Raw genomic sequence first — 26,430 nt, 5'->3', positions numbered from 1 at the left:
CGACACCATGGCTGTATCGCTGCGTGAGTACCGCGCGCGGATCAAGTCGACGGAGTCGATGAAGAAGATCACGCGCGCCATGGAGCTCATCGCTGCGTCTCGCATCATCAAGGCGCAGCAGCGGGCACAGGCGGCAGCGCCGTACGCCCGTGAGCTGACCCGTGCGGTCTCGGCCGTCGCGACGTTCTCGAACGTCGACCACCCGCTGACCCGCGAGGAGGAGAACCCCAAGCGGGCCGCCGTCCTCGTGGTGACCAGCGACCGTGGTCTCGCCGGTGCCTACTCCTCCAGCGTGCTGAAGGAGGCGGAGCGGCTCGCCGAGCGGCTCCGCGACGAGGGCAAGGAGATCGACTGGTACATCACCGGTCGCAAGGGCGAGGCGTACTTCAAGTTCCGCAGCCGCCCGGTCGTGCGGGTCTGGACGGGCTTCTCCGACCAGCCGTCGTACGACGTGGCCGCGGAGATCGGGCACGCGCTGATCGAGTCCTTCCTCAAGGAGCAGGGCGAGGACGGCGACGTCGACGAGGTGCACGTGGTCTACACGCGCTTCCGCTCGATGCTCACCCAGGAGCCGACCGCGGTGCGGCTGCTGCCGCTCGAGGTCGTCGAGGCCGAGGACGGTGGTCCGGGGGAGAAGCCCGGCGCGTCCGAGGTGCTGCCGCTCTACGAGTTCGAGCCGTCGCCGGAGGCGGTGCTCGACGGGCTGCTCCCGCAGTACGTCCAGAGTCGGATCTTCTTCGCCCTCCTGCAGGCGGCGGCCTCCGAGCTCGCCGCTCGGCAGAAGGCGATGAAGTCCGCGACGGACAACGCCGACGAGCTGATCAAGAAGTACACCCGTATCGCCAACCAGGCCCGCCAGGCCGGCATTACCCAGGAAATCAGCGAGATCGTCGGTGGCGTCAACGCGCTGGCCGACGCCAACGCCGGGAGTGAGTGAGAGACATGACTGCCACTGTTGAAGAGACCGACCAGGCCTCGGGCGCCGGGAGCACCGGTCGGATCGCCCGCGTGACCGGCCCCGTGGTCGACATCGAGTTCCCCGCGGACGCGATGCCCGACATGTACAACAAGCTCGAGGTCGAGCTCGAGCTCAACGGCGAGACCAAGACGCTGATCCTCGAGGTCGCGCTGCACATCGGCGACGGCATGGTCCGCGCCATCTCGATGCAGTCGACCGACGGCCTGGTGCGCGGCGCCTCCGTCCTCGACACCGGCGGGCCGATCACGGTCCCCGTCGGCGACATCACCAAGGGTCACGTGTTCAACGCGACCGGTGACGTCCTCAACCTCGAGGAGGGCGAGGAGTACAACGTCACCGAGCGCTGGGGCATCCACCGCAAGGCGCCGGCCTTCGACCAGCTCGAGTCGAAGACCACGATGTTCGAGACCGGCATCAAGGTCATCGACCTGCTGACGCCCTACGTCAACGGCGGCAAGATCGGCCTGTTCGGCGGCGCCGGCGTCGGCAAGACGGTGCTCATCCAGGAGATGATCGCCCGCGTCGCCAAGGACCACGGCGGTGTGTCGGTGTTCGCCGGCGTCGGTGAGCGCACCCGTGAGGGCAACGACCTCATCGCCGAGATGGAGGAGGCGGGCGTTCTCGGTCAGACCGCGCTCGTCTTCGGCCAGATGGACGAGCCGCCGGGCACCCGGCTGCGGGTGGCGCTGTCCGCGCTGACGATGGCGGAGTACTTCCGCGACGTGCAGAACCAGGACGTGCTGCTGTTCATCGACAACATCTTCCGGTTCACCCAGGCCGGCTCCGAGGTCTCCACCCTGCTGGGTCGGATGCCCTCCGCCGTGGGCTACCAGCCCAACCTGGCCGACGAGATGGGTCAGCTCCAGGAGCGGATCACCTCGACGCGAGGCAACTCGATCACCTCGCTGCAGGCGATCTACGTCCCCGCGGACGACTACACCGACCCGGCGCCGGCGACTACGTTCGCCCACCTGGACGCGACGACCGAGCTCTCCCGTGAGATCGCGTCGCTCGGCATCTACCCCGCGGTGGACCCGCTGACGTCGACCTCGCGGATCCTCGACGCCCAGTACATCGGGCAGGAGCACTACGACTGCGCCATCCGGATCAAGCAGATCCTGCAGCGCAACAAGGAGCTCCAGGACATCATCGCCATCCTCGGTGTCGACGAGCTGTCCGAAGAGGACAAGATCATCGTGTCCCGCGCCCGCCGCATCCAGCGGTTCCTGTCGCAGAACACCTACGTCGCCAAGCAGTTCACCGGCATCGAGGGCTCGACCGTCCCGGTCAAGGACACCATCGAGGCGTTCAACAAGATCGCCGACGGGGACTACGACCACGTGGCCGAGCAGGCGTTCTTCATGTGCGGTGGCCTCGACGACGTCGAGGCGAAGTGGGCCGAGATCCAGAAGGGTCTCTGATGGCTGACAACCTTCAGGTGGAGCTCGTCGCGGCCGACCGCACGGTCTGGTCGGGTGAGGCCACCATGGTCATCGCACGGACGGTGGAGGGTGACGTCGGCGTGCTGCGCGGGCACGCGCCGATGCTGTCCCTGCTGACCGAGGCGGTCGTCGAGATCGCGGAGGTCGACGGTGACGTCGTCGTCGCGGCGGTCGACGGCGGGTTCCTCTCCGTCGCCAACGACCGGGTCTCGATCCTGTCGGAGCGCTCGGTGCTGGCCAGCGAGATCAACGTCGACGAGGCCCGCGCGGAGCTCGAGGCGGCTCGGTCCGGCGAGCTCGACGTACCGGACGAGACCGAGCGCCGGATCCGGCTCGCCGAGGCCCGGATCCGGGCCGTCGAGAAGGCTTCCTGAACAACCGCTTCACCCCCGAGCGCGGTCGGGTCCGGTACGCCGGACCCGACCGCGCTCGTGCGTCCATCGCCCGCTAGGGTGAGAGCGCGAGCGATCGCCGGGTCGCGTCCGGTGCAAGGGGGACGGAATGCCGGTGTGGCAGTGGCTGCTGGACGGGGCCGGACTGCTGCTCGGGCTGTTCCTGGTGTACGGCGTCGCCCTGATCGTCCGCCGTCGCGTCATCTCGCGCCACGGCGGCACCTTCGAGCTCAGCTACCGCGTCCGGTCCACGAGGGCCGGGCGCGGTTGGCTTCTGGGACTGGGCCGCTACTCCGGGGAGACCCTGGAGTGGTTCCGCATCTTCTCGTTGTCCGCCCGGCCCAAGGCCTGCTGGAGCCGGGCCGAGCTCTCCTTCGACGGACGCCGCGTCCCGGAGGGGCCCGAGGAGATCTCGCTCTACCCCGACCACCTGGTCATCGAGCTCAGCACCCGGGACGGTGACCTGGAGCTGGCGATGAGCACGGCGTCGCTGACGGGCTTCCAGGCCTGGCTCGAGGCCCGGCCGCCCGGCACCGACTGGGACCAGCGCTAGCTCCTGCTCACCCGGCGGCCCACCCGCGGCGGGGGCCATGGCTTCTGATGGACTGGGCGGCGTGGCCGTCGACGTGATCCCCGCGCGCAACGCCGTCGGGCTGTCGTTCGCGCTCAACGGACTGCTCTTCGCGACCCTGGTGTCCCGCATCCCGACGGTGCGCGAGCACCTCGACCTCGGCAACGGGGACCTCGGCCTGCTGCTCCTCGCCATCGCGGCCGGCTCGGTGCTGACCCTGCCGACCACGGGCGCGCTCATCCAGCGCTCGAGCGCGGCCACCGTGGTGCGCCTGGGCGCGGCCTTCGACGCGTGCGGGCTGGTGCTCGCCTCGCTCGGCGCGGGCGTTCTCGAGCTGGTGCCGCTGGCGGCGCTCGGCCTGTTCGTCCACGGCATCGGCATCGGGATCTGGGACGTCGCGATGAACGTGGAGGCGGCCGAGGTCGAGCGTCGCCTTCAGCGCACCGTGATGCCCCGCTTCCACGCGGGCTGGAGCTTCGGGTCGATCGCCGGTGCCGCGATCGGGATCCCGATGGCGGCGGCCGACGTACCGCTGGTCCTGCACCTGGGCGTTGTCGCCCTGGTCGCACTCACCCTCGCCGTGATCACGTCAGGCCGCTTCCTGCCGGCCGAGGTCGACCACGCCGAGCCGTCCGGCAGCGCCGCCTCGGCCTGGACCGAGCCCCGGACGCTGGCGATCGGCGCGATGGTGCTGGCCTTCGCCCTCGTCGAGGGCACGGCCAACGACTGGCTCTCGCTCGCGCTCATCGATGGGTACGACGTCCGCCACTGGGTCGGCGTCGCGGGGTTCTCGGTCTTCGTCTGCGCGATGACCACCGGCCGGCTGCTCGGTCCGGTCGTCCTGGACCGCTTCGGCCGCGTGCCCGTGCTGCGGGCGACCGCTGCTGCGGCCGCCGTCGGCATCGTGCTGGTCGTGCTCGGTCCGCACTCGCTGGTGGTCGCGCTGGGGATCCTGGTCTGGGGGCTGGGCGCGTCGCTCGGGTTCCCGGTCGGGATGAGCGCCGCCGCCGACGACAGCCGCCGCTCGGCCGCCCGGGTCAGCGTCGTGTCGACGATCGGCTACAGCGCCTTCCTCGCCGGCCCGCCGCTCCTCGGCCTGGTGGGCGACCACGTCGGCACGCTGGACGCGCTGCTGGTCGTCGCGGTGCTGATGGTTCCCGCGTTCCTCAGCGCGTCCGCGGCGCGGCCCGTCGTACCGGAGAATGGCTGACGTGCCCGCGCCTCGTGTCCTGATCACCTACTGCACCCAGTGCCGCTGGCTGCTGCGCGCGCAGTGGTACGCCGGCGAGCTGCTGACCACCTTCGCCGACGAGCTCGGCGAGGTCGCGCTGGCGCCGACCACCGGAGGGGTCTTCCGGGTCGAGGTGGCCGGCGAGACCGTCTGGAACCGCAAGCGCGACGGCGGCTTCCCCGAGATCACCGAGCTGAAGCGGCGGGTGCGCGACCTCGTGGCCCCGGACAAGTCGCTGGGCCACGCCGACCGCGCGGCCGACGACTAGTCGGTCCGCGTGTCGAGCAGTCGCTCGGGGTGACGCTGCAGGTAGCGCTCCACCCGCAACGGTCGCTCCCGGTCGTACCCGGTGGGGAGCCAGACGTCGCCGCGGGCGGAGAGGTAGACGACCTGCCAGTGGTAGAGCCCGCGGAGGGCCTCGGGCGCGGCCCGCAGGATCCCGGCGTACGCCTGCACGCCGCGGACGTACGCCGGGTGCCGGTTGTAGGCGTACAGCGCCTCGGCCACCCGGCCGCGCCCGCCTCCGTTGGCGGCCAGGTAGCGGGCCGCCGCCAGGATCGAGTCGCGCGGGTCATCGATGTCACCGCGCCCGTACGCCTGCCAGGTGGCCGGCATGAACTGCATCGGCCCCCGGGCGCCCGCGACCGACGTACCGCGGATCCGGCCGAAGCCGGTCTCGACGAGGTTGACCGCGGCGAGCACCTCCCACGGAACCCCGAAGCGCCGCTCGCCCTGGCGGTAGAAGGACCTCAGGTCCGCCTCGCTCGCGGGGGCGACGATGCGCCAGGCGGGCAGGGTCCGCGACAGCGAGCGGTGCATGCCGCGGAAGTCGCGGCGAGCGGCGACGTGGGCGCGCGCCGTGGCCCGCAGCCAGCGGGGGAGCATCCGGCCCACCGGGCGCCGCCAGGCCTCCCGTCGGGCGAGCTGACGGTAGAGCACCTGGCTCTCGAAGGCCGCCGCGGCGACCTCGGCGTCCGCGGCGCTCGTGCTGCGAGTGATCCGTTCAGCGGCGAGCAGGCGCTCGGCCAGCTCGCGCGGTGACCGGGCGACCACGGGCGGCGTCAGCCCGGTACGGCGCTCCGCGGCCGGGGCGTCCGGCGTCGCCGAGGATGACGGCGTGACGTCCTGCTCGGGGGCGTCCGGCGCCGGAGCCGAGGCGCAACCGACCAGGAGGACCAGCGCGACGACCGGGCCGAGGAACCGGGCCACGTCAGCCCCGCTCGCCGCCCGGCACCCACAGCACGTCGCCCTGTGCCCGGTTGGCGTGCCGGGCCAGGATGAAGAGCAGGTCGGAGAGCCGGTTGAGATAGGTGATGGCCACCTTGTTCATGGTGTCGTGATGCACCTCGAAGGCGGCCCAGGCCGACCGCTCGGCCCGTCGTACGACGGTGCGCGCGACGTGCAGGTGCGCGGCGGTCGGCGTGCCGCCGCTGAGGATGAAGGAGCGCAGCGTCTCCAGGTCCTCGTTGTAGTGGTCGCACCACTCCTCGAGGCGGTCGACGTACTCCTGCTCGATGCGCAGCGGCGGGTACTCGGGGTCGGGGACGACCGGGGTGCAGAAGTCGGCACCCACGTCGAAGAGGTCGTTCTGCACCCGGGTGAGCACGGTGACGACGTCGTCCTCGACGCTCCCGACGGCCAGCGCGAGGCCGATGGTCGCGTTCGCCTCGTCGACGTCGGCGTACGCGTGCAGGCGCAGGTCGTTCTTCGTCGTGGTGCTCATGTCTCCGAGCCGGGTCTCCCCGCCGTCGCCGGTGCGGGTGTAGATGCGGGTGAGGTTGACCATGCGCCGAGGGTAGCGACGGACCCGAGCGGACGGTGGTTGAAGAAGTCACGACCGACACGAGCAAGAAAGTTCGGTGCTCGGTGCAACCGAACGGTGGTGCCGCGCGTCATTGTGGGTAAAGGACCACACCCTGGCGCCGCGGGAGGCTGCGATGGACATCGAGACGGACGGGTCGACGCTCGTGCTGGCCGGTGACTTCGACGTCCGCAGCACCATGGAGGTCCGCCACGCGCTCTACGAGCTGCTCGCCCTCCACGACGGCGACGTGGTCGTCGACCTCTCGGGGGTCGACTCGATCGACCTCACCGCGCTGAAGGTCCTCGGTGTGGCCACCCGCCAGGCCGCCCGCGACGGTCACCACCTCACGCTCCGCGGCTGCCGGCCCGCCGTACGGCGCCTGCTGCACATGACCCGGATGATCCGCGTCCTCGAGGTCGAGCGAACCGCCACCCCCGCCTGACGCCGACCCGTCACTGGATGTCCTGATTCGTCGGCGTGTCGTGCCGCCGTCCACGGGTCGCTGAGCGGACGCCGTCGTACCTCTGGGCGAACCGTCGATCCGGCGCCGACACGCCGCCGATTCGAGTACTTGAGTGACGGGTCAGCGCGCGGGGACAGGGGCTGACACTGTCGGATTGACCACACGCCGGACGGTTACCAATCGGTAGCCTGCGTCCTACTCTCGTCCCATGACCGAGAACGCTCGACCGGTTCGCGACCGTCCCTGGGTGATGCGCACCTACGCAGGGCACTCCACCGCGGAGGCGTCCAACGCGCTGTACCGCGGCAACCTGGCCAAGGGGCAGACGGGGCTCTCGGTCGCCTTCGACCTGCCCACGCAGACCGGCTACGACCCGGACTCGGTGATGTCGCGGGGTGAGGTCGGCAAGGTCGGCGTCCCGGTCCCGCACCTGGGCGAGATGCGCAAGCTCTTCGCGGACATCCCGCTCACGGGGATGAACACCTCCATGACGATCAACGCGGTCGCCATGTGGATGCTCGCGATGTACCAGGTGGTGGCCGAGGAGCAGAACCCGGACAGCACCCCGGAGGAGGTCGCCGCCCAGCTGGCCGGCACCACCCAGAACGACATCATCAAGGAGTACCTCTCCCGCGGGACCTACGCGTTCCCGCCCGAGGCCTCCATGCGGCTGATCGCCGACATGATCGCCTACACGGTCCATCAGATCCCGAAGTGGAACCCGATCAACATCTGCAGCTACCACCTGCAGGAGGCCGGCGCGACGCCGGCGCAGGAGCTCGCCTACGCACTGAGTACCGCGATCGCCGTCCTCGACCAGGTCAAGAACTCCGGCCAGGTCGACGAGGGCGACTTCGAGAAGGTCGTCGGCCGGATCTCGTTCTTCGTCAACGCGGGCGTGCGCTTCGTGGAGGAGACCTGCAAGATGCGGGCCTTCGTCCAGCTGTGGGACGAGATCACCCGCGAGCGGTACGGCGTGCAGGACCCCAAGATGCGCCGCTTCCGGTACGGCGTCCAGGTCAACTCGCTCGGCCTGACCGAGGCCCAGCCGGAGAACAACGTCCAGCGCATCGTCCTGGAGATGCTGGGCGTCACGCTCTCGAAGAACGCCCGGGCCCGCGCGCTCCAGCTGCCCGCCTGGAACGAGGCGCTCGGCCTGCCGCGCCCGTGGGACCAGCAGTGGTCGCTGCGGCTGCAGCAGGTGCTGGCCTTCGAGTCCGACCTGCTCGAGTACGACGACATCTTCGACGGCTCGCACGTGATCGAGGCCAAGGTCGCCGAGCTGGTGGCGGGCGCCAAGGCCGAGATCGACCGGGTGCAGGCGATGGGCGGTGCGATCGCGGCCGTCGAGTACATGAAGTCCGAGCTGGTCTCCTCCCACGCGGCCCGCCGCGCGCGGATCGAGTCCGGCGAGGAGGTCATCGTGGGCGTGAACAAGTACGAGACCACCGAGCCGTCCCCGCTGACCGCCGACCTGGACGGCGCGATCATGGCCGCCGATCCGGAGGCGGAGAACTCGGCCCGGGCCAGCGTCGAGGCCTGGAAGGCCGAGCGGGACGAGGCCGAGGTCGCCGAGGCGCTCGCCGCGCTGGCGGCGGCCGCGAAGACGGAGGCGAACCTGATGGGTCCCACCCTGGTCGCGGCCCGGGCGGGCGCGACGACGGGGGAGTGGGCCGGCACGCTGCGCGAGGTGTTCGGCGAGTACCGCGGCCCGACCGGCGTCAGCGGCGCGGTCGTGGCCGAGGCCGGCGCGGAGCTGGCCGCGGTCCGGGAGCGGGTCCGCGAGACGGGCGAGGAGCTGGGCGGCCGGCTGCGGCTGCTGGTCGGCAAGCCGGGCCTCGACGGGCACAGCAACGGTGCGGAGCAGGTCGCCGTACGGGCGCGGGACGCGGGCTTCGAGGTCGTCTACCAGGGCATCCGGCTGACCCCCGACCAGATCGTGTCGGCGGCCGTGGCCGAGGACGTGCACTGCGTCGGGCTGTCGATCCTCTCCGGCTCCCACATGGAGCTGGTCCCCGCCGTCCTCGACGGCCTCCGCGCGGCAGGCCTCGACGACGTACCGGTCATCGTCGGCGGGATCATCCCCGACTCCGACGCGCGCCGGCTCCGCGAGGCGGGGGTGGCCGCGGTCTACACGCCGAAGGACTTCGGGCTCACCGAGATCATGGGCGGCATCGTCGACGTCATCCGGGCCGCCAACGGACTGGACTGACCGGTGGTCGCGCGGCTCTTCCTCGGCCGGCACGGGCTCGCGGACTACGAGACGGAGCTGGTCACCGACGACGGTGGCTCCCTCACGGGCGAGGGCCGGGGCCAGGCGCGTGCCCTCGGCGACCGGCTCCGGTCCGAGGGCGTCGAGGCGGTCTGGAGCAGCCCGCTCTCGCGGGCCGTGCAGACCGCGGAGCTCGCCGCCGGTGTGCTGGGCGTCGAGGTGACCGTCCGCGAGGGCCTGCGCGAGTACGGCGTCGGCTCGCTCGCGGGCACCGACGGGAGCGAGACCGAGGTGATCGGGCCGGTCTTCGAGCGGTGGGTCGGCGGTGACGACGAGGCCACCATCCCCGGCGGGGAGGCCGTCTCGGGAGTGGTCGCGCGCGTGCGCGCCGTGCTCGTGGAGGTCGCCGACCGGCACGAGGACGGCACCGCCCTGGTGGTCAGCCACGGCGGCGCGATCATGGCGACCGTCCCGGTCCTGGTGGGTCGTCCCCGCGCATCGGCCTGGGACCTGCTGCTCGGTGGTGGCGGGTACGTCGAGCTGGTCCGTGCCGGGGCGACCTGGTCCGTGGCCGCCGAGCACCTGCGGCTGGACTGAGGTCGACCCGCCGCGCCATGGCCCGTTCGGACCACAGACCCCCGGGGTGACCGGTCCCTACGGTCGCCGCATGCGCCGTACCCTCCCTGCCCTGGCCCTCGCCGCCCTCGCCGTCCTGACCTCCTGCGGCGGTGACGACTCCTCCGGGTCGTCCGCGGCCGACGCGCCCGGGGACGGAGGATCCGGCTCGTCCGAGCTGGTCGACGTCTGCTCGCAGGTCTCGGCCGAGGACGTCGGGGAGGTTCTCGGCGCGACCGTGACGACGACCGAGGTGCCCGGCGGGGGCTGCTCGTTCCACCAGGAGGACCCGCGCGCGGTCTCGGCGAGCCTCGTCGCGACGCCGTACGACGAGGGCTCCGGTGGCATGGACGGCACCCGGCAGGGGGTCACGAGCCTGCTCGACGGGGCCACCGCGGAGACCCTGGACGGGGTCGGCGACGACGCGTTCGTCGCGGTCGGCACCGCTCTGGGTGGGGAGAACCAGCAGGGCGGCGGTGCCGTGCTGCTGGATGGGACGACGGTCCAGGTGTCCGTTCTCCAGGCCGAGGACCTGCCGGCCGACGACGTCCGGGCGCTGACGGTCGATCTGCTGACGCTCGTCGGCGAGCGGGCCTGACCTGCTTCCGTGTCACGCGTCACGAAGGCAAGGCACACCTAAGGGACGTCGCGTACGATGCGGGCGTGGGCAAGAAGACCAAGACCAAGCTCCCCAAGGTGGAGTGCTGCGTCTCGAAGTCGAAGTGCGGTCGGTGCCCGCTGCGGATGCTGAAGGAGGGCACGCTGCCCGACGGGTATACGGTCAAGAGGCGCAAGCTCGTCCGTCTGGACGGCAAGAAGGTCAGCAAGAAGAAGCTGGCCAAGGCCGCCTGATCCCCGACCTCCCGTCCTCGCTAGGAGCACCGATGCCCGCCGCCCGTTTCGCCGAGCAGCTCAACGTCCAGATCGGCAACGAGCTCTCCGCCCACAACCAGTACCTCGCCTGCGCGGTCTACTACGACGCGCTGACGATGCCGCGGATGGCCGCGTTCTTCTACGCGCAGGCGCTCGAGGAGCGCGACCACGCGATGATGATGGTCCAGTACCTCCTCGACACCGACGCCGACGTCGTCATCCCGGGCGTCGAGGCACCGATCGCCACCTTCGCCGACGTCGCCGCGCCGGTCGCGCTCGCCCTCGAGCAGGAGAAGCGGGTCACCGAGCAGATCAACGGCCTGCTGCGGATCGCCCGCGAGGAGTTCGACTTCGCCTCCGAGCAGTTCATGCAGTGGTTCATCAAGGAGCAGGTCGAGGAGGTCGCCACCATGACCGACCTGCTCGCGGTGGTGAACCGCAACCTCGACGACGTCGAGGACATCGAGGAGTACGTCGCCCGCGAGCAGGGTGGCGAGGGCGCCGACCCGACCGCCCCGCGCGTCGCCGGCGCCTAGCGCAAGGCCCGCAGCCAGCGCAGCACGGTCCGGCGGGTCGCCGGCGCGGAGCGCTCCAGCGGGAGGGCGCTCGCGGCACCGGGGATGGTGCGGGTCGTGACCGCGACGTCGCGCGGGTAGGACCGGGCCTGACGCTCGGCCGCGCCCGGACGGACCCGGACGTCCGCGCTGCCGACGAGCAGTAGCACCGGGGCGTCGACCTTCCGAGCGGCCAGGGCCGACGGGAGCAGCGCCGGCGCGAGGCTGGTGGCGTCGCCGCAGGGATCCGCGCTGCGGCGTCGTACGGCGCTGCGCTGGACGGCAACGGGTGCCGTCCGGAACATCAGGGCCCGGTACGCCGCGGCACCGCCGCCGTACGTCGCGTAGTCCGCGCCGCGCAGGCAGGTCGACACCTGGGCGGAGGCCGCGCGGACCGCTCGCGTCGAGGCGCCGGAGTCCGCCCACGACATCAGCACCAGCCCGTCGACGTCGTCGTGCGTCCCGGCCTCGAGCTGGGCGATCGCGGCGCCGACCGAGTGGCCGTGCAGGACCACGCTGGCTGCGTGCAGGGGCCGGGTGTCGCGGTCGGGGGAGAAGGAGTAGAGCCCGGACCGGACCCGCTGGACCACCTGGTGCAGCGTCTCGGCCTGGGCGCCCAGGCAGGTCGCGCGACCGTCGGCGAGCGGGCTAGCGCCGTACCCGAGCCGGTCGAGGACCAGCGAGACCTCACCGCGCCGGGCGAGTTGGGTCGCGTAGTCGTAGGCCGGGTGGCTGCGCAGGTGCCAGAACCAGGAGCCGGCGGCGAAGTCGTGGACCAGGATGTTGAGCCGGCGCGCGCCGGTGCGGCCCTCGACGGCCGCGCGGGTGCCGACGAGGCGACCTCGGACCTGATGGGTCCCGCCGTCGGCGGCGCACCACCCGGGGCCCCGGTTGACCACCGAGAAGGTGACCGCCCGCGAGACGATGCGTGGGGCGCGGTCCCGATCGCCCGCGGCGGCGGGGGCTGCGGGAAGGGCGACCAGCAGTCCGCCGACCAGGCCGAGGAGGAGCGTCCGCGCGCGCAGGTTGTTGAACATGGTTCAGTAGTACCCCCGCTCCGAGGTCCGACGCTGTGACCTGGACGACGCCCGGCCTGCCACACTGCAGACGTGAGCCGGGTGATCGTGGTGGGAGCGGGCGTCGTGGGGCTGACCTGCGCGGTGCGCCTGCTGGAGGCCGGGCACCGCGTCGACGTCGTGGCGCGCGACCTGCCCCGCGAGACGACCTCGGCCGTGGCTGCGGCGCTCTGGTACCCCTACCGCGCCTTCCCGCCCGACCGGGTCGCGGCCTGGGCGAGTCGGACCTTCGAGGTGCTCGAGCAGCTGTCCGCCGACGTCGCGACCGGGGTCCGGATGGTCCCCGGGACCGAGGTGCTCGCCGAGCCCCGCGTCCAGCCGTGGTGGGCCGCTGCGGTCCCCGGCCTGGAGCGGGCGACCGGCCTCCCGTCGGGGTACGACGACGGCTGGTCGTTCACCACGCCCGTGGTCGAGATGCCGGTGCACCTGGACTGGTTGCGGACGCGGCTCCTCGACCTCGGCGGCACCCTGACCCGCCTCAACGTCCGGGGTCTGCCGGAGGGTGGCGACCTGGTGGTCAACTGCTCGGGTCTCGGGGCGCGGCTGCTGGGCGCCGACCTGTCGGTGACCCCCGTCCGCGGGCAGGTCGTGGTGCTCGAGCAGTGGGGCCTGGACCGCTGGTGGCTCGACTCAGCGGGGCCGACCTACGTCGTACCGCTCTCGGGGCACGTGGTCGTCGGCGGCACCGACGAGGAGGGCGACTGGAGTCGTACGCCGTCGCCGGAGACCGCCGCCGCCATCCTCGCGCGGGCCGCGCGGCTGGTGCCCGAGCTGGCCGGAGCCCGGGTGCTGCAGCACAGGGTCGGGCTGCGTCCCGCGCGTCCGGCCGTCCGGCTCGAGCGGGTCGGTCGCGTCGTGCACTGCTACGGCCACGGCGGCGCCGGCGTCACGCTGTCGTGGGGCTGCGCCGACGAGGTGGCCGGCCTCGCCGAGGCCATGGCCTAGGCTTCACACGTGGCCATCGCCGGTGATGCCAGCCTGTTCCGCAAGCTGCTGGACGCCGCTCCCGACGCGACGGTCATCGTCGACGGCGAGGCGCGGGTGGTGCTCGCCAACCGGCAGATGCTCCACGTGCTGGGCTGGTCGAGCGACGAGCTCGTCGGGCAGGCGGTGGACGTGCTGCTGCCCGAGCGCTACCGGCGCGGCGCCGAGCGCTTCCTCGAGAGCCCGGGTCCGTGGTCGACCGGCAACCACGAGCTGGCCGTCCTGCACCGCGACGGTCAGGAGGTCCCGGTCGAGGTCTCCCTCTCACCGCTGGAGACCGACGACGGGGTGATGGTCTCCGCCGCCATCCGCGACATCACCGAGCGGCGCCGGATCCAGGAGGAGGCCGACCGGCTGCGGGACGAGCTGATCGCGACGGTCTCCCACGAGCTGCGCACCCCACTCACCTCGATCATCGGCTACACCGAGCTGCTGGCCGACCTCGGTCCCGACCAGCTCGGACCGACCGCCCGCAGCCTGGTCTCGGTCATCGAGCGCAACGCCGCCCGCGAGATGCGGCTGGTCGACGACCTGCTGACGATGGCCTTCCTGGACGGCGACCGGCTGCGCATCGTGCGTGAGCCGATGGACCTGGCCGCGCTGGCTCGCCGAGTGGTCGGTGACCAGCGCGCGGCGGCCGCGGAGGCCGACGTACGGCTGGTGCTGGAGGCCGACGGGCCGGTGCGTCCGGTGTCGGGGGACTTCTACCGGCTGGTCCAGGTGGTCGAGAACCTGCTCACCAACGCCCTCAAGTTCACGCCCTCGGGCGGCGAGGTGCGAGTCCTCGTCGCCGAGACGGACGGCGGGGCGCGGCTCGAGGTCGCCGACACCGGCGTGGGCCTGCGCGAGGAGGAGACCTCCCGCATCTTCGACCGGCTCTACCGGACCCCCAGTGCCGTGGCCGCGCACGCACAGGGCGCCGGGCTGGGGCTCTCGATCGTCCGCAAGATCGTCGAGGCACACGGCGGGGACGTGAGCGTCGAGAGTCGGCTCGGCGTCGGGACGACCTTCCGCGTCGAGCTGCCCTACTCCGCGCCCAACGGCCGCACGTCGACCACCGACGCCGGATCCAGCGCGCCGTAGAGGTGGGGGAAGGTCTCCTCCACCCCCGGCGCCGGAGCCTCCTCGACGAGCGGCACGTCGAGCCGGTCGGTGTCGATGACGAGGAGCACCAGCGGCTCGGTCACCTCCGCGTAGAAGCGCTCGAGCACGGCGGGCCACTGCTCCTCGCGACTGGCGTGGATGAACCCCTCCTGCGCCAGGCTCACGCCGTACGTCGAGGTCGTGTAAGCACCAGCCTCTTGCGCTTCGGCCCAGTCGGCTGCGGTCGCGACGTGGTAGATCAGCACGGAGGGAGCTCAGCGGGGCTCGGGCAGGCGCCGGACGACTTCGCCGAGCGTGGCCTCGACCTGCTCGAACCGTCGACTGTGCTCGTCCTGGACCGACCTGATCTCGGTGATGAGCTCATCGACCGACTCGACGTCGTTCTCGAGTCGGGTCACCCGGCGGGTGAGGCTGGGTTCGCTCGTCATGCCGGTCACGCTACGTCGAGGGGGCGGGAGTCGCCAGTGGATCCGCCACGGCTGTGGACGAGCGGCGACGCACCCTCAGAACAGCCGGTGGCTGGGATCGTCGAGCCCGCGCAGCGCGTCGTAGTCGACGACGGCGCAGGCGATGCCGCGGTCGGTGGCCAGCACGCGGGCCTGGGGCTTGATCTCCTGGGCGGCGAAGATGCCTCTCACCGCGCCGTTGCCGGTGAGCAGCGGATCGCGGTTGAGCAGCTCGAGGTAGCGGGTGAGCTGCTCGACCCCGTCGATCTCGCCACGACGCTTGATCTCGACGGCGACGGAGACGCCCTCGCCGTCGCGGCACATCAGGTCGACCGGGCCGATCGCGGTGGGGAACTCGCGACGGACGAGGGTCAGGCCGGGGGAGAGGGTGGCGGGGTGCTCGGCGAGCAGCTCCTGCAGGTGCTTCTCGACGCCGTCCTTCTGCAGGCCCGGGTCGACGCCGAGGTCGTGGCTGGAGTCGCTGAGGACCTCCGTCAGCAGGATCCGCAGGGTGTCGTCGGTCTTGGGGTTGGTGACCGTCCACTCGACGACGCCGTCCTCGGTGGTGCCCTCGCGCAGGGTGCAGGGCGGTGACATCCAGTTGAGCGGCTTGTAGGAGCCGCCGTCCGAGTGGACGAGGACCGACCCGTCCGCCTTGATCATCAGGACCCGGGTGGCCATCGGAAGGTGGGCGGTCAGTCGACCGGCGTAGTCGACCTGGCACTTCGCGACGACGATTCTCACGGGCGGTGAATCTACAGGTCGCCTACGGTGGCGGCGTGACCGACGTACGCCCCGCGCGGGCCGCCGACCTCCCCCTGCTGGCCGGGATCGAGGCGGACGCCGACGAGCTCTTCCTGGAGCGGTTCGGCAACCCGCCGTGGGACCCGCCGACGCCGGGGCAGGACCGGGCCTTCGAGCCGGGCTTCCTCCTGGTGGCCGGTCGTCCGCCGGTCGGCTTCGCGCACGTCCTGGAGATCGACGGCGACGCCCACCTGGAGCTGCTCGCCGTACGACGGGACCACGGGCGGCAGGGGATCGGGTCCGCGCTCGTCGCCGCCGCGAAGGCGGAGGCCCGGGCGCGCGGCCACCGGCGGCTGACCCTCAGCACCTACCGCGACGTGCCGTGGAACGCGCCGTTCTACGAGCGGCTCGGGTTCCGCGAGCTCGAACGGCTGGAGCACTGGCACCGCGCGGCGCAGCGCACGGAGGAGCGGATGGGCCTGCTCGAGCACGGCCCACGACTGATGATGGTGACGTCGCTCACTAAGTAAGTTACTCACGGGTCATCTTTGGCAGCATCCCCGACATGACCGAGACCACCGCCACCGCCCGCACGCTCACCACCGTCGGCGTCGTCGGCCTCGGCACCATGGGTGCCGGCATCGCCGAGGTCCTCGCCCGTCACGGGTACGCCGTCGTCGGCGTCGAGAAGGACGAGGAGGCGCTGGCCCGGGGCCGGCAGTACCTCGAGCACTCCACGGCCCGCGCGGTGAAGCGCGAGAAGCTGACCGAGGCCGAGCAGGCCGAGCTGCTGGGCCGGATCTCGCTGACGACCGAGCTGACGGACCTCGCCGGGGCGGGCTTCGTGGTCGAGGCCGTGGTGGAGTCGATGGAGCTGAAGAAGCAGATCTTCCGCGAGCTCGACGCGATCGTCGCGCCCGACGCGATCCTCGCGACCAACACCTCCTCGCTCTCGGTCACCGACCTGTCGACGGCGACGGCCCGACCCGGTCGCGTCGTCGGCGTGCACTTCTTCAACCCCGCGCCCGTCCAGGACCTCGTCGAGATCGTGCGCACCGTGGTCACCGAGGACACGGTCCTGGGCGAGGTGAAGGCGCTGGTCGAGGCGCTCGGCAAGAACCCGGTGGTCTGCGGCGACAAGGCCGGCTTCATCGCCAACACCCTGCTGTTCGGCTACCTCAACCACGCGGTCGCGATGTACGAGGGCCGCTACGCGACCCGCGAGGACATCGACGCGGCCATGCGCTACGGCTGCGGCTACCCGATGGGCCCGCTCGCGCTGCTCGACCTGATCGGCCTGGACACGGCGTACGAGATCCTCGAGACGATGTACCGGCAGGGTCGCGACCGGCTGCACGCCCCGTCGCCGATCCTCAAGCAGATGGTCACCGCGGGCCTGCTCGGCCGCAAGACCGGGCGCGGCTTCTACACCTACGAGGCCCCCGACAGCCCGGTCGTCGTCGCCGACGCCCTCACCCCGTCGGCCGACGACGAGCCGGCGCTGCGCCACGAGATCACCACCGTCGGGGTCGTGGGCACCGGCACGATGGCCACCGGCATCATCGAGGTCTTCGCCAAGAGCGGGTACGACGTCACGTACGTTGGCCGCAGCCAGGAGAAGGTCGACGGCGTCGTCGCCGCGATCACCAAGAGCTTCGACAAGCAGATCCAGCGCGGCCGCTCCACCGAGGAGAAGAAGGCCGAGGTGCTGTCCCGGCTGACCGGCTCCGCCTCGCTCGACGACCTGGCCGAGGTCGACCTGGTGGTGGAGGCGATCGCCGAGGACCTGGCGATCAAGACGACGCTCTTCGAGAACCTCGACGACATCTGCAAGCCCGGCGCCATCCTCGCCACCACCACGTCGTCGCTGCCGATCATCGCGATGGCTAAGGTGACCAGCCGTCCCCAGGACGTCATCGGGATGCACTTCTTCAACCCGGCCACCATCATGAAGCTGGTCGAGGTGGTCTCGACCGTGGCCACCGACGACGCCGTCACCGAGACCACCCGCGCCCTGTGCGCGAAGGTCGGCAAGGTCGCGGTGACCTGCGGGGACCGGGCCGGGTTCATCGTCAACGCGCTGCTCTTCCCCTACCTCAACGACGCCGTGAAGATGCTCGAGGCGCACTACGCGACGGCCGACGACATCGACACCGCGATGAAGCAGGGGTGCGCGCTGCCGATGGGGCCCTTCGAGCTGCTCGACGTGGTCGGCAACGACGTCTCGCTGGCCATCCAGCGCGAGCTCTACCTGGAGTTCCGCGAGCCGGGCTTCGCGCCGGCGCCGCTGCTGGAGCACCTGGTCACCGCCGGCTACCTGGGCCGCAAGACCAAGCGCGGTTTCCGGGACTACAGCGTCCGCTGAGGCCTGCGTTGCCGTAGCGTCGCGGACGTGGTCCGCGCGCAGGCCGGCTCGAGCATCCTCGCGGGTGCCCTGGTCCTGCTCGTCCTGATGGTGCCCGCGGACGCGGCGTCCGCCGCTGACGGGGCGGGGGGAGCGGTCACCACCGAACAGGCCCTGCGAGCGGCGTGGGCCGACCCGACCCGGAGGCGGATCGACCTCGGCGCCGACGTGGTGCTGCGTGACTGCCATCTCGGCGATCCGATCCGCGAGTCGCCGTACCCGGTGGTGCTGGAGGGGCACGGCCACGTGTTGCGCCAGACCTGCGTCGAGAAGCGGGTGCTGCGCCAGGACGGCACCGGCCTGGTCGACCTGCGGCACGTGACGCTGACGCGCGGCGGCGCGGACGGACCGGGCGCCGGCCTGATCTCCCGCGGCGAGGTGCTGCTGTCGGACTGCGTGGTCGCGCAGAACCTGTCCGAGGAGCCGGGCGGCGGGGTGTTCGCGAGCTGGCGGATCACCGCCCGCCGGTGCCGGATCAGCGGCAACCTGGCCAACGACGACGGCGGGGGCCTCTACGCGCGCAGGGGCGGGGTGCGGGTCCACGACTCGGTGCTCAGCAACAACCTGGTCGACGGCTCGGGCGGGGCGATCGGCTCGACCGGCGACGTCCTGGTCGTCCGGTCGTACGCCGACGGCAACACGACGGACGGCGACGGCGGCGCGCTGTACGCCGACGAGGACGGCGACGTCACGGTCGTCGACTCGCTGATCGACGGCAGCGACGCGGACGGTCCCGGGGGCGCGATCTTCACCGTCGACGGTGACGTCGCGGTGCTCGACTCGACCCTGATCGGGAACCGGGCCGACGACCGCGGCGGGGCGATCGCCGGCGAGGCCGACGTCCTGCTGGTCAACACGACCGTGGCGCGCAACCTGGCCGTCGCCCACGCCGGCGGTGGCGTCTGGGCCCGCGGCGACCTCGCGGTGGTCAACTCGACGGTCACCGACAACTACGCCGAGGGGGAGGGTGGCGGACTGCTGACCGCGGGCCGGGCCTACGTCGTCTCCTCCACCGTCACCCGCAACATCGCGTCGATCGCGGGTGACCTCGGGGCGGCCGGGCCGAGCGAGGTCTTCGGCTCGATCCTGGGGCCGCCGGCCTTCGAGGGCGTCACCGGCGACACCATCCCCACCCGGCGCAGCTGCCGCCTGCACCACCCGGTCTCGGGGGGCCACAACTTCAGCACCGAGTCGTCCTGCGGTCTGTCGGCGACCACCGACGTCACGGGCGAGAGCCCGCAGCTGGCCCGGCTGGAGGACGACCCCGGCGGCTTCGTGCTCGAGCCGTACGACGACAGCCCGGTCCGCGCCCGGATCCCGCCCGGCTCCTGCCGGGGCCGGCTGCCGGCTCGTGTCCCGGCCGGGCAGCTGCTGGAGGCCTGGCTGGACTGGGACCGGGTGCTCGCCCACGACGCGCTCGGCAACCGTCGCGACACCGGAGTGCCGTGCGACATCGGCGCCGTGCAGTCGGCACCGCTGCCGGGCCCGGGGAGGAGCGCGCCCCCGGTCCCGCCCCCGCCGGCGACGACGGAGCCGGCGGCCGCCCACGAGGCGGCTCCGGCCAGGTCCCGGGACCGGGACCGGACCCGGCCCCGGTCCCGGCTGGGCCGCCTGGAGGTGCGGGTCGAGCGGCTGCGCCGCGGCGTACGACGCTTCGACACGCTGCGCCGTTGCACGCACCCGGTCGGCGTGGACCGGCTGGGGGACCCGCGGCACCGCTGGGGCTACGCCTACGACGAGCGCGATGGCACCGGTCTCGACCGACGGTCCGCGCTGGCGCCGGCGACCGGGACGCCCCGGTGGCGGCTGCTCGCCCTGTCTGCGGCCCGCCGCTGCCTGAGCCGGGCGCCGGCACCGAACGGGACGGGGGCCGACGCCCGGGTCGCCCACCCGACGCGCCGGTCGCGGCTGGGCCGGCTCGAGCGGGCGGTCCGGGTGATCGACCGCAAGGCGGGCCGCTTCGACGCGTGGGAGTCCTGCCTGACGTCGGTCCCGGTGACCCAGGACGGCGACGCCGAGCAGCGGCTGGGCTACCTGGCCCGGGTGGGCGGTCGGACGGCGTACCGGCCGGCGCTCGACCTGGACCGCAGCGAGCGTGACGACCCGGACTACGAGCTGCTGGCCCTCGGTCGCTGCGACCGCGACCCCGGCGAGGGGACCGACCGGGTGAGCGCGCGCGATCGCCGGTCCCGGATCGCTGCGCTGCGCGAGGACGTCGCGGACCTGCGCGGGCCGGTCGCCGAGATCACCCGTTTCGACGAGTGCCTCTACACGGTCGGGGCGCGCGTCGAGGCCGGGTACGACTACCGCGACCGGGCCGGCCGGCCCTCGCGCCGGCGGGCGCTGGTCCTCGACCTGGGTCGACCCCGGCTCCCGCAGCTCAGCCTGCTGGCGTTCCCGGGCGAGGAGCCGCCGCAGCTGGAGTGCAACGAGGACGCCGGGGACGCCGACGACTAGGTCTCGATACGCCCGCTCGTCCCTCGCGGGCTACGCGACCACCGAGCCGGTCACGGCCGGACGTAGCCGCGGCGGACGGTGCGGTCGAGGATGCCGAGGGTGGCGCGCAGGGCGTCCTCGGAGATGACCGGGAAGATGCCGGCCGCGGCCCAGTCGGGGTGGATGTCGGACCAGTCGTAGAAGGACGTGACCAGGGTCCCGCCGGACTCGTCCGGGTCGAGCCGGTAGCCGTAGACGTGGCCGATCTGCGGGCGGACCCGGCCCAGGATGTCCCAGGAGATCAGTCGGTCCGGCTCGTACTCTTGGATGGTGACGGTGACGTCGTAGCGCCCCATCTCGGGGAAGTCGTTCAAGGACTCGCGGTCCATGTGCACGACGAAGCTGTCACCCGCCGCGGCGACCGGCTCCCCGGTGGCGTCCTGGAGCATCCCGGAGGAGTCGATGGCGACGTGACCCTGCGGGTCGCAGAGCAGGGCGAAGACGTCGGCGGCGGGAGCGGCGACCAGGCGGCTGGTCTCCAGGCGGGTCTCGGAGCGGGCAGGCTCGGTCATGCTCCGGTCCGTGCCCCGGGTTACCGTCGGGCATGCGCAAGATCATGGGGATGCTCGTCGTGCTGGGTCTGCTGGTGGGCGGCGTCGCGCCGTCGTACGCCGTGGAGCAGCTGCCGGTCGGGACCGGCGTCGACTACCAGCTCGGGGGCAACCGCAGCGTCCCCGACGACGTCGGCATCGTGGTGCGCGAGCGTACGGCGCGCCCGGCCGGGCGCTACGACGTCTGCTACGTCAACGGCTTCCAGACCCAGCCCAACGAGAAGCGGTTCTGGAAGAAGCGCCGCCACCTGCTGTTGCGCGACGGCGCCGGCAGGGTCGTCGTCGACGAGGCCTGGGGCGAGTGGCTGCTCGACATCCGCACCCCGCAGAAGCGCCGAGCCCTGGCCCGGGTGGTGGGCCGCTGGACGGCCGGCTGCGCGCGCGCCGGCTACGAGGCCGTGGAGTACGACAACCTCGACTCCTTCACCCGCAGCCACGGCCTGGTCCGCAAGCGGCACGCTGTCGCGTTCTCGAGGCTGCTCACCCGTCGGGCCCACCGGGTCGGCCTGGCCGTCGGGCAGAAGAACCTCGCCGGCTTCCACGGCCGTCGGGTCGGCTTCGACTTCGCCGTCGCCGAGGAGTGCGGGCGCTACGACGAGTGCGGGCAGTACGCCGCCGAGTACGGCCGGCGCGTCCTGGTCATCGAGTACCGCCGCCAGGACTTCGTGAAGACCTGCCGCGAGTACGGCGACCGGCTGGCGGTCGTCTACCGCGACCGCGACCTGAGCCCCGACGGCGTGCGCGAGTACTGCCGGAAGTAGCCTCGCCGCCATGGCCGGCCTGCACACCACGTCGTACGGCGAGTCGGGGCCCCGGGTCGTCTTCTGCCACGGGCTCTTCGGCCAGGGCAAGAACTGGACCTCGGTCGCCAAGGCCCTGGCGCCCGACCACCGGGTCCTCCTGGTCGACATGCCCCACCACGGCCGCTCACCGTGGCAGGACCGGTTCGACTACCTCGACGTCGCCGACGAGGTCGCCGCGCTGCTGTCCGCCGACGACCCGGTCGCGCTGATCGGCCACTCGATGGGGGGCAAGGCCGCGATGGTGCTGGCCCTGCGCCACCCCGAGCTCGTCGAGCGACTCTGCGTCGTCGACATCTCGCCGGTCGACTACCACGGTCTGTCGGAGTTCGGCCGCTACATCGACGCCATGCAGGGTCTCGACCTGGCTGCGCTGACCCGGCGCGACGAGGCCGACGCGGCCCTGGTCGAGGCGGTGCCGAACCCGACCGTGCGGGGCTTCCTGCTGCAGAACCTGCGTCGCGAGGGCGACGGCTGGGCCTGGCAGCCCAACCTCGACGTGCTCGGCCGCGACCTTCCGGTGCTGGGTGGCTGGCCCGAGGACGCACTGGCCGGCACCGCGCCGTACGGCGGGCCGGTGCTGTGGGTCGCCGGCCAGACCTCGTCGTACGTGCAGGACGAGTACGCCGCCGCGATGGAGCGGTGGTTCCCGCGGGTGCGCAAGGTGACGGTGAAGGGGGCCGGCCACTGGGTGCACTCCGAGCAGCCGGCGGTGTTCCTGGAGGTGCTGAAGCGGTTCCTGGCCTGACTCAGCCGCTCGCGGCCTGGCGGGCCCGGTAGGCGGCCACGGCGTTGCGGTTGCCGCAGGAGTTGGAGCAGAAGCGCCGCGAGCGGTTGCGGGACAGGTCGAGGACGACGCCCTCGCAGTCGTCGTCGGCGCAGATGTCGAGGCGGGACATCTCGTCGGCGCGGATCACGTCGATCATGGCCATCGCCGTCTCGACCAGGAACCGGGTCGCCAGGGGGGCGTCGTCGGCGACCGCGTGCAGGTGCCAGTCCCAGCGATCGTGGCGCACCAGGCGGGGCAGCGCCCGGGCCTCGGCCAGCATCTCGTTGACCAGCTCGACGGCGCGGTCGCGGTCGGCGGTCAGCAGCGCGTAGAGCCGGGGCCGCAGGGCGCGGACCTCGTCGAGCTCGGCTCGGGTGCGCTCGTGGCGGCCGGTGTACTCGAAGCGCGCGTACATCTCGTCGAGGTCGGCGACGGTCTCGAGGGTGTCGGGGTCGAGCGCGCTGTTGGCGAGCGTCGCCGCCGCCTGCAGGGCCATCTCGGTGTCATGGGCGAATACCACGTTGACAGGTTACTCCATAGGCCCCTACCGTCATGCTCCATGACGGCAATGACTCATGACAGCGATCCGGTCGCCCCGATCGTCGCGGACGGGTCGCGCCTCGCGGCCGGGCTGCTCCTCGCCGTGGTGTCGGCGGCGTCCTTCGGCATGTCGGGCGCCCTTGCCCGGGGCCTCCTCGACACGGGCTGGACCGCGGGCTCGGTCGTCCTGGTCCGGGTGGCGCTGGCCGCCGCCGTCGTTCTCCCGTTCGGCATCGTGGCGCTGCGCGGTCGCTGGGGGCTGGTCCGCCGCAACGCCGGGCTGATCGGCCTCTACGGCCTGCTCGCGGTGGCCGGGGCGCAGTTCTGCTACTTCCAGGCCATCACCCACATGCAGGTCGGCCCGGCCATCCTCATCGAGTACACCGCACCGGCCGCCGTGGTCGTCTTCCTGTGGCTGCGCCACGGTCAGCGCCCCGGCCCGCTCACCCTCGCGGGCGCGGGTGTCGCCGCGCTCGGCCTGGTGCTGGTCCTCGACCTCCTGTCCGGTGCCGACCTCAGCACCGCCGGCGTGCTGTGGGCGCTGGCCGCGATGGTCGGCGCGGCGTCGTACTTCATCATCTCGGCCGACGAGTCCAACGGCCTGCCGGGGCTGACCCTGGCCGCCGGCGGCCTGGCCGTCGGCACCGCGGTGCTCGGCACCCTCGGGCTGGTCGGGCTGATGCCGATGACGGCCAGCACCGCGCGGGCGTCGTACGCCGTCGGCGACGTGGCCTGGTGGGTGCCGCTGATCGGGCTCGGCGTGATCACCGCCGCCCTCGCCTACGTCGCCGGCGTCGCCGCCAACCGGCGCCTCGGCTCCCGGCTCGCGTCCTTCGTCGCGCTGCTGGAGGTTGTCGCGAGCGTCGGGTTCGCCTGGCTGCTGCTCGACGAGCTGCCCCGGGCGGTGCAGCTCGTCGGGGGCCTGCTCATCCTCGCCGGCGTGGTTGGCGTGAAGCTGGGGGAGCGGACCGTGCGGACCGAGGTGCCGACACCGGCCTGAGCAACGCTCAGCGGGCGTCCTGCCGGCGTACGTAGACCTCACGGACCAGCATCAGGATCGCCGCGGCGGTGGGGATCGCCAGCAGCGCGCCGACGACGCCGAGCAGGGCCGCGCCGACCAGGGCCGCGATCACGGTCACGGCGCCGGGGATGTCGACCGAGCGCGACATCACCCGCGGGTAGATCACGTAGTTCTCGAGCTGCTGGTAGATGATGAAGAAGATCGCGCAGATGATCCCGGTCTTGACGTCGGTGGCGAAGGCGATCGCGGTCACGACCACGGCGCCGAGCGTCGCGCCGATCATCGGGATGACGTCGAGCAGCGCGACCACGAAGGCCAGCGCGACGGCGTACTCGCCCAGGCCGACGATGAAGAGGAAGACCAGCGTCGAGGTGCCGGCGCACAGGGCGACGACGAACGCGCCCGAGACGTAGCCCCCGATGCCGGCGATCACCCGGTCCCCGAGCCGGCTGACCCGGTCGCGGCGCGAGGCGGGGGCCAGGCTGTAGAGGGCGCCCGTCGTGGACTTCATCGAGGCCAGGAAGTAGAGCGTCAGGACCAGCACGATGAACGCGTTGAACAGCGCGCCGACGACCGCCAAGCCGATGCCGAGCGCGCCGCCGAACACGGCGCCGGCGAAGTCGCCGTTCGTGACGTAGTCGCGGATCTTGTCGACGACCTCGTACTCGTCGTTGAGCTCCTGGACCCGACGGTTGCGTTGCAGCTCGTCGAGCCAGTGCGGCGCGTTGTCGGTGATCTTGGTGATCTGGTCGGTGATGACCGGGACGATCGCGACGAAGAACAGGGCCAGCGCGGCCAGGAAGGCGATGATCACCGCGATCACGGCGTAGGAGCGCTTCAGGCCCCGTCGCTCGAGGAGGAGCACGACCGGGTTGAGGCCGGCGGCGATGAAGAACGCCACCACGATGAGGACCAGGGTCGACCCGATGCCGGTGACCAGGTCGAAGAGCCACCAGGCCAGGGCGAAGCCCAGCCCGCCGACCAGACCCACGAAGAAGGGGGCCTTGTGGTCGAGCGGCGGGCCGGGCTCGCCGAGGTGGTCGGGGCTCGCGACGGTCGTGCGTTCGGGGAGGGCGTCCTCGGGCGGGGCGGCCGGGGCGGCCGCCTCCGGCGCGTCGCTCAAGCGTCGTCCTCGCCGAAGCCCGCGACCACGTCGCGCAGGGAGGCGAGCTGGGCGGTGATCGCGTCGCGCCGCTTGCGCAGCCGCTCGAGCTCGGCGCGGGTCTGGGCCAGCTCACGCTCGGCCTCCGCGTTGCCGGAGGAGCTGATCGACTCGGCCTGGGTGCGCGCCGAGGTGACGATCTGCTCGGCCTCGCGCCGGGCCCGGCTCAGCAGCGCCTCGGCCTCGGTCTGGGCCTGCTGGCGGTGCTCGGTGGCCTGCGAGGTGGCCTGGCGGGCCCGCTCCTCGGCCGCGGTCGCGCGCTCCTCGGCCTCCTGGACCAGCTTGCGGGTCTCGGCGGTGGCGCTGTTGTGGAAGTCGGTCGCCTCGCGGGCCAGCCGCTCCTTCTCGACGGCCAGCATCCGGCGGGCCTCCTGGACCTCGCGGTCGGCCGCGGCGCGGGCCTGCTCGACCTCGCGCTGGGCGGTGGTGCGCTGCTCGGTGGTCTCCTGCTGGGCGGCCAGGCGCAGCTGCTCGGACTCGCGGCGCGCCGAGGCGCGCAGGTCCTCGGCCTCGCCGCGGGCCAGGGTGCGCTCCTGCTCGGCGTCGGCCGTCGCGCGCTGCCGCATCTCGTCGAGCTCGGCGAGCTGGACGGTGCGCATGTCCTCGGCCTCGCGGCTGGCGTCGGCCCGGATCGCCTTGGCGTCGCGGGTGGCCTGGTCGCGGATCTCGGCCGCGTCGCGGTCGGCCGTCTCGCGGATCTCGTTGGCCTCCTCCTCGGCCAGCCGGAGCATCGCGCTCGCCCGACCGCCGAGGCCGGCGTACGACGGGTTCGCGTGCTCGGCGAGCTCCTGGCGGGCGGCCTCCAGCTGCTCCTCCAGGGCGACCGCGCGGCGCTCGGACTCGGCCAGGCTGGCCCCCAGGCCGGCCTTCTCGCCGGCCAGCTGGGTGAAGGCGCCGTCGACCGCGGCGGGGTCGTAGCCGTTGCGCCGGACGACCGGGAAGGACGGCGTCGTCGAGGTGGTGCGCGGGGCGGCGGCGGTCGACCGCGAGGGGCTCGGGGCGGGCCGGGCCGGCGGGATCACCGGACGCTTCTGGGTCGGCTCCGCGGTGGCCGGCTTCGGCGCGGCAGGCTTCGCGGCGGGCGCGGCCGGGGCCGCACCCTTCTGGTCGACGACGGGGATGACCTGGGTCTTCTCGCCGTCGGCCGACTCCTTGTCGGGTTCGTCGTCGAAGATGGACAGGCCCTGGTCGCTCATG

Annotated in this window: 30 protein-coding genes; 20 read left to right on the top strand and 10 right to left on the bottom strand. The window is 72.4% G+C overall.

Features of this window, described 5'->3' with window-relative positions; genetic code table 11:
* Positions 1-7 precede the first annotated feature (7 nt).
* The 6 genes from V7S47_RS15365 (at position 8) to V7S47_RS15340 (ending at position 4,883) form a co-directional block, all read left to right on the top strand.
* On the top strand, positions 8-937 hold the full coding sequence (locus V7S47_RS15365) for a F0F1 ATP synthase subunit gamma (protein WP_336562379.1): 930 nt from the start codon (positions 8-10) through the stop codon (positions 935-937).
* 5 nt (positions 938-942) lie between these two features.
* Positions 943-2,400: a F0F1 ATP synthase subunit beta gene (gene atpD, locus V7S47_RS15360; protein WP_090859494.1), complete on the top strand. Its 1,458-nt coding sequence runs from the start codon at positions 943-945 to the stop codon at positions 2,398-2,400.
* A complete protein-coding gene (locus V7S47_RS15355) occupies positions 2,400-2,795 on the top strand; it encodes a F0F1 ATP synthase subunit epsilon (protein ID WP_090859492.1) in 396 nt (131 codons plus the stop codon). Before atpD ends, V7S47_RS15355 begins: the two co-directional genes overlap by 1 nt.
* A 127-nt stretch (positions 2,796-2,922) precedes the next feature.
* Entirely contained in the window at positions 2,923-3,366 is a 444-nt protein-coding gene (locus tag V7S47_RS15350) for a DUF2550 domain-containing protein (RefSeq protein WP_090859490.1), read from the top strand.
* A gap of 37 nt (positions 3,367-3,403) precedes the next feature.
* Positions 3,404-4,594 carry an MFS transporter gene (locus V7S47_RS15345; RefSeq protein ID WP_336562378.1) on the top strand — a complete coding sequence of 397 codons (1,191 nt, stop codon included), beginning with the start codon at positions 3,404-3,406 and terminating at the stop codon, positions 4,592-4,594.
* A 1-nt stretch (position 4,595) separates the two neighbouring features.
* The gene (locus V7S47_RS15340) at positions 4,596-4,883 is read left to right on the top strand and encodes a SelT/SelW/SelH family protein (RefSeq protein WP_442945353.1); all 288 of its coding nucleotides are present in this window, start codon (positions 4,596-4,598) and stop codon (positions 4,881-4,883) included.
* Here V7S47_RS15340 and V7S47_RS15335 read toward each other — a convergent pair.
* Complete coding sequence (locus tag V7S47_RS15335; protein WP_336562376.1) at positions 4,880-5,824, bottom strand: lytic transglycosylase domain-containing protein; 945 nt, start codon at positions 5,822-5,824, stop codon at positions 4,880-4,882. The two genes, V7S47_RS15340 and V7S47_RS15335, sit on opposite strands and share 4 nt — an antisense overlap.
* A 1-nt stretch (position 5,825) precedes the next feature.
* Positions 5,826-6,401, bottom strand: coding sequence for a cob(I)yrinic acid a,c-diamide adenosyltransferase (locus tag V7S47_RS15330; RefSeq protein WP_336562375.1), 576 nt, complete (start codon positions 6,399-6,401; stop codon positions 5,826-5,828).
* Positions 6,402-6,552: 151 nt separating this feature from the next.
* Between V7S47_RS15330 and V7S47_RS15325 the strand changes: the two genes are divergently transcribed.
* From V7S47_RS15325 to V7S47_RS15300, 6 genes are all read left to right on the top strand, one after another.
* Positions 6,553-6,861: an STAS domain-containing protein gene (locus V7S47_RS15325; RefSeq protein ID WP_336562374.1), complete on the top strand. Its 309-nt coding sequence runs from the start codon at positions 6,553-6,555 to the stop codon at positions 6,859-6,861.
* 229 nt (positions 6,862-7,090) lie between these two features.
* Positions 7,091-9,094: a protein meaA gene (locus V7S47_RS15320; RefSeq protein WP_336562373.1), complete on the top strand. Its 2,004-nt coding sequence runs from the start codon at positions 7,091-7,093 to the stop codon at positions 9,092-9,094.
* A 3-nt stretch (positions 9,095-9,097) separates the two neighbouring features.
* Positions 9,098-9,691: a histidine phosphatase family protein gene (locus tag V7S47_RS15315; RefSeq protein WP_336562372.1), complete on the top strand. Its 594-nt coding sequence runs from the start codon at positions 9,098-9,100 to the stop codon at positions 9,689-9,691.
* Between the two features lie 70 nt (positions 9,692-9,761).
* Positions 9,762-10,307, top strand: a complete 546-nt coding sequence (locus V7S47_RS15310; protein ID WP_336562371.1) for a hypothetical protein — start codon at positions 9,762-9,764, stop codon at positions 10,305-10,307.
* Positions 10,308-10,372: 65 nt separating this feature from the next.
* On the top strand, positions 10,373-10,561 hold the full coding sequence (locus tag V7S47_RS15305) for a hypothetical protein (RefSeq protein WP_090859473.1): 189 nt from the start codon (positions 10,373-10,375) through the stop codon (positions 10,559-10,561).
* Positions 10,562-10,593: 32 nt separating this feature from the next.
* The gene (locus tag V7S47_RS15300; RefSeq protein WP_090859471.1) at positions 10,594-11,118 is read left to right on the top strand and encodes a ferritin; all 525 of its coding nucleotides are present in this window, start codon (positions 10,594-10,596) and stop codon (positions 11,116-11,118) included.
* Here the strand turns inward: V7S47_RS15300 and V7S47_RS15295 are convergent.
* A complete protein-coding gene (locus tag V7S47_RS15295; protein WP_336562369.1) occupies positions 11,115-12,173 on the bottom strand; it encodes an alpha/beta hydrolase in 1,059 nt (352 codons plus the stop codon). The two genes, V7S47_RS15300 and V7S47_RS15295, sit on opposite strands and share 4 nt — an antisense overlap.
* Positions 12,174-12,245: 72 nt before the next feature.
* Here V7S47_RS15295 and V7S47_RS15290 point away from each other — a divergent pair, with 72 nt between their 5' ends.
* Together V7S47_RS15290 and V7S47_RS15285 are read left to right on the top strand one after the other, a co-directional pair.
* Positions 12,246-13,157, top strand: a complete 912-nt coding sequence (locus tag V7S47_RS15290; protein WP_336562368.1) for an FAD-dependent oxidoreductase — start codon at positions 12,246-12,248, stop codon at positions 13,155-13,157.
* Between the two features lie 9 nt (positions 13,158-13,166).
* The gene (locus tag V7S47_RS15285; RefSeq protein ID WP_336562367.1) at positions 13,167-14,279 is read left to right on the top strand and encodes a sensor histidine kinase; all 1,113 of its coding nucleotides are present in this window, start codon (positions 13,167-13,169) and stop codon (positions 14,277-14,279) included.
* On the opposite strand, the gene V7S47_RS15280 is transcribed toward V7S47_RS15285, so the two are convergent.
* The 3 genes from V7S47_RS15280 to nucS all read right to left on the bottom strand — a co-directional run bounded on the left by V7S47_RS15280 (position 14,222) and on the right by nucS (position 15,490).
* Positions 14,222-14,545, bottom strand: coding sequence for a DUF952 domain-containing protein (locus V7S47_RS15280; RefSeq protein ID WP_336562366.1), 324 nt, complete (start codon positions 14,543-14,545; stop codon positions 14,222-14,224). The genes V7S47_RS15285 and V7S47_RS15280 overlap by 58 nt on opposite strands.
* Before the next feature lie 9 nt (positions 14,546-14,554).
* On the bottom strand, positions 14,555-14,728 hold the full coding sequence (locus V7S47_RS15275; protein ID WP_336562365.1) for a hypothetical protein: 174 nt from the start codon (positions 14,726-14,728) through the stop codon (positions 14,555-14,557).
* A 75-nt stretch (positions 14,729-14,803) separates the two neighbouring features.
* Entirely contained in the window at positions 14,804-15,490 is a 687-nt protein-coding gene (gene nucS / locus V7S47_RS15270) for an endonuclease NucS (RefSeq protein ID WP_336562364.1), read from the bottom strand.
* A 35-nt stretch (positions 15,491-15,525) separates the two neighbouring features.
* Between nucS and V7S47_RS15265 the strand changes: the two genes are divergently transcribed.
* The 3 genes from V7S47_RS15265 to V7S47_RS15255 are packed head-to-tail and all read left to right on the top strand — an operon-like array spanning position 15,526 to position 20,351.
* Entirely contained in the window at positions 15,526-16,020 is a 495-nt protein-coding gene (locus V7S47_RS15265; protein WP_336562363.1) for a GNAT family N-acetyltransferase, read from the top strand.
* A 35-nt stretch (positions 16,021-16,055) separates the two neighbouring features.
* Positions 16,056-17,855 carry a 3-hydroxyacyl-CoA dehydrogenase family protein gene (locus tag V7S47_RS15260; RefSeq protein ID WP_336562362.1) on the top strand — a complete coding sequence of 600 codons (1,800 nt, stop codon included), beginning with the start codon at positions 16,056-16,058 and terminating at the stop codon, positions 17,853-17,855.
* A gap of 27 nt (positions 17,856-17,882) precedes the next feature.
* The gene (locus V7S47_RS15255) at positions 17,883-20,351 is read left to right on the top strand and encodes a hypothetical protein (protein ID WP_336562360.1); all 2,469 of its coding nucleotides are present in this window, start codon (positions 17,883-17,885) and stop codon (positions 20,349-20,351) included.
* 50 nt (positions 20,352-20,401) lie between these two features.
* Here V7S47_RS15255 and V7S47_RS15250 read toward each other — a convergent pair whose 3' ends face one another.
* Positions 20,402-20,902 carry an SRPBCC family protein gene (locus tag V7S47_RS15250; RefSeq protein ID WP_336562359.1) on the bottom strand — a complete coding sequence of 167 codons (501 nt, stop codon included), beginning with the start codon at positions 20,900-20,902 and terminating at the stop codon, positions 20,402-20,404.
* Between the two features lie 32 nt (positions 20,903-20,934).
* Here V7S47_RS15250 and V7S47_RS15245 point away from each other — a divergent pair, with 32 nt between their 5' ends.
* Together V7S47_RS15245 and V7S47_RS15240 are read left to right on the top strand one after the other, a co-directional pair.
* Positions 20,935-21,702 (top strand): endo alpha-1,4 polygalactosaminidase, encoded by a 768-nt coding sequence (locus tag V7S47_RS15245; RefSeq protein WP_336562358.1) that lies wholly within the window; start codon positions 20,935-20,937, stop codon positions 21,700-21,702.
* Between the two features lie 10 nt (positions 21,703-21,712).
* Positions 21,713-22,489: an alpha/beta fold hydrolase gene (locus V7S47_RS15240; RefSeq protein WP_336562357.1), complete on the top strand. Its 777-nt coding sequence runs from the start codon at positions 21,713-21,715 to the stop codon at positions 22,487-22,489.
* Position 22,490: 1 nt separating this feature from the next.
* On the opposite strand, the gene V7S47_RS15235 is transcribed toward V7S47_RS15240, so the two are convergent.
* On the bottom strand, positions 22,491-23,030 hold the full coding sequence (locus tag V7S47_RS15235) for a CGNR zinc finger domain-containing protein (RefSeq protein ID WP_090859446.1): 540 nt from the start codon (positions 23,028-23,030) through the stop codon (positions 22,491-22,493).
* 39 nt (positions 23,031-23,069) lie between these two features.
* Between V7S47_RS15235 and V7S47_RS15230 the strand changes: the two genes are divergently transcribed.
* On the top strand, positions 23,070-24,050 hold the full coding sequence (locus V7S47_RS15230) for an EamA family transporter (protein WP_336562355.1): 981 nt from the start codon (positions 23,070-23,072) through the stop codon (positions 24,048-24,050).
* A 7-nt stretch (positions 24,051-24,057) separates the two neighbouring features.
* On the opposite strand, the gene V7S47_RS15225 is transcribed toward V7S47_RS15230, so the two are convergent.
* Positions 24,058-25,194 carry an AI-2E family transporter gene (locus tag V7S47_RS15225; protein WP_336562354.1) on the bottom strand — a complete coding sequence of 379 codons (1,137 nt, stop codon included), beginning with the start codon at positions 25,192-25,194 and terminating at the stop codon, positions 24,058-24,060.
* On the bottom strand, positions 25,191-26,429 hold the full coding sequence (locus V7S47_RS15220; RefSeq protein WP_336562353.1) for a hypothetical protein: 1,239 nt from the start codon (positions 26,427-26,429) through the stop codon (positions 25,191-25,193). The genes V7S47_RS15225 and V7S47_RS15220 overlap by 4 nt, the downstream gene beginning before the upstream one ends.
* Position 26,430: the final 1 nt, after the last annotated feature.

This window comes from Nocardioides sp. CCNWLW216 (genome assembly GCF_037120545.1).
Taxonomy (GTDB): domain Bacteria; phylum Actinomycetota; class Actinomycetes; order Propionibacteriales; family Nocardioidaceae; genus Nocardioides; species Nocardioides lianchengensis.
Note: the sequence above shows the minus strand (reverse complement) of the source record. Positions and strands in the feature narration are given on the sequence as shown.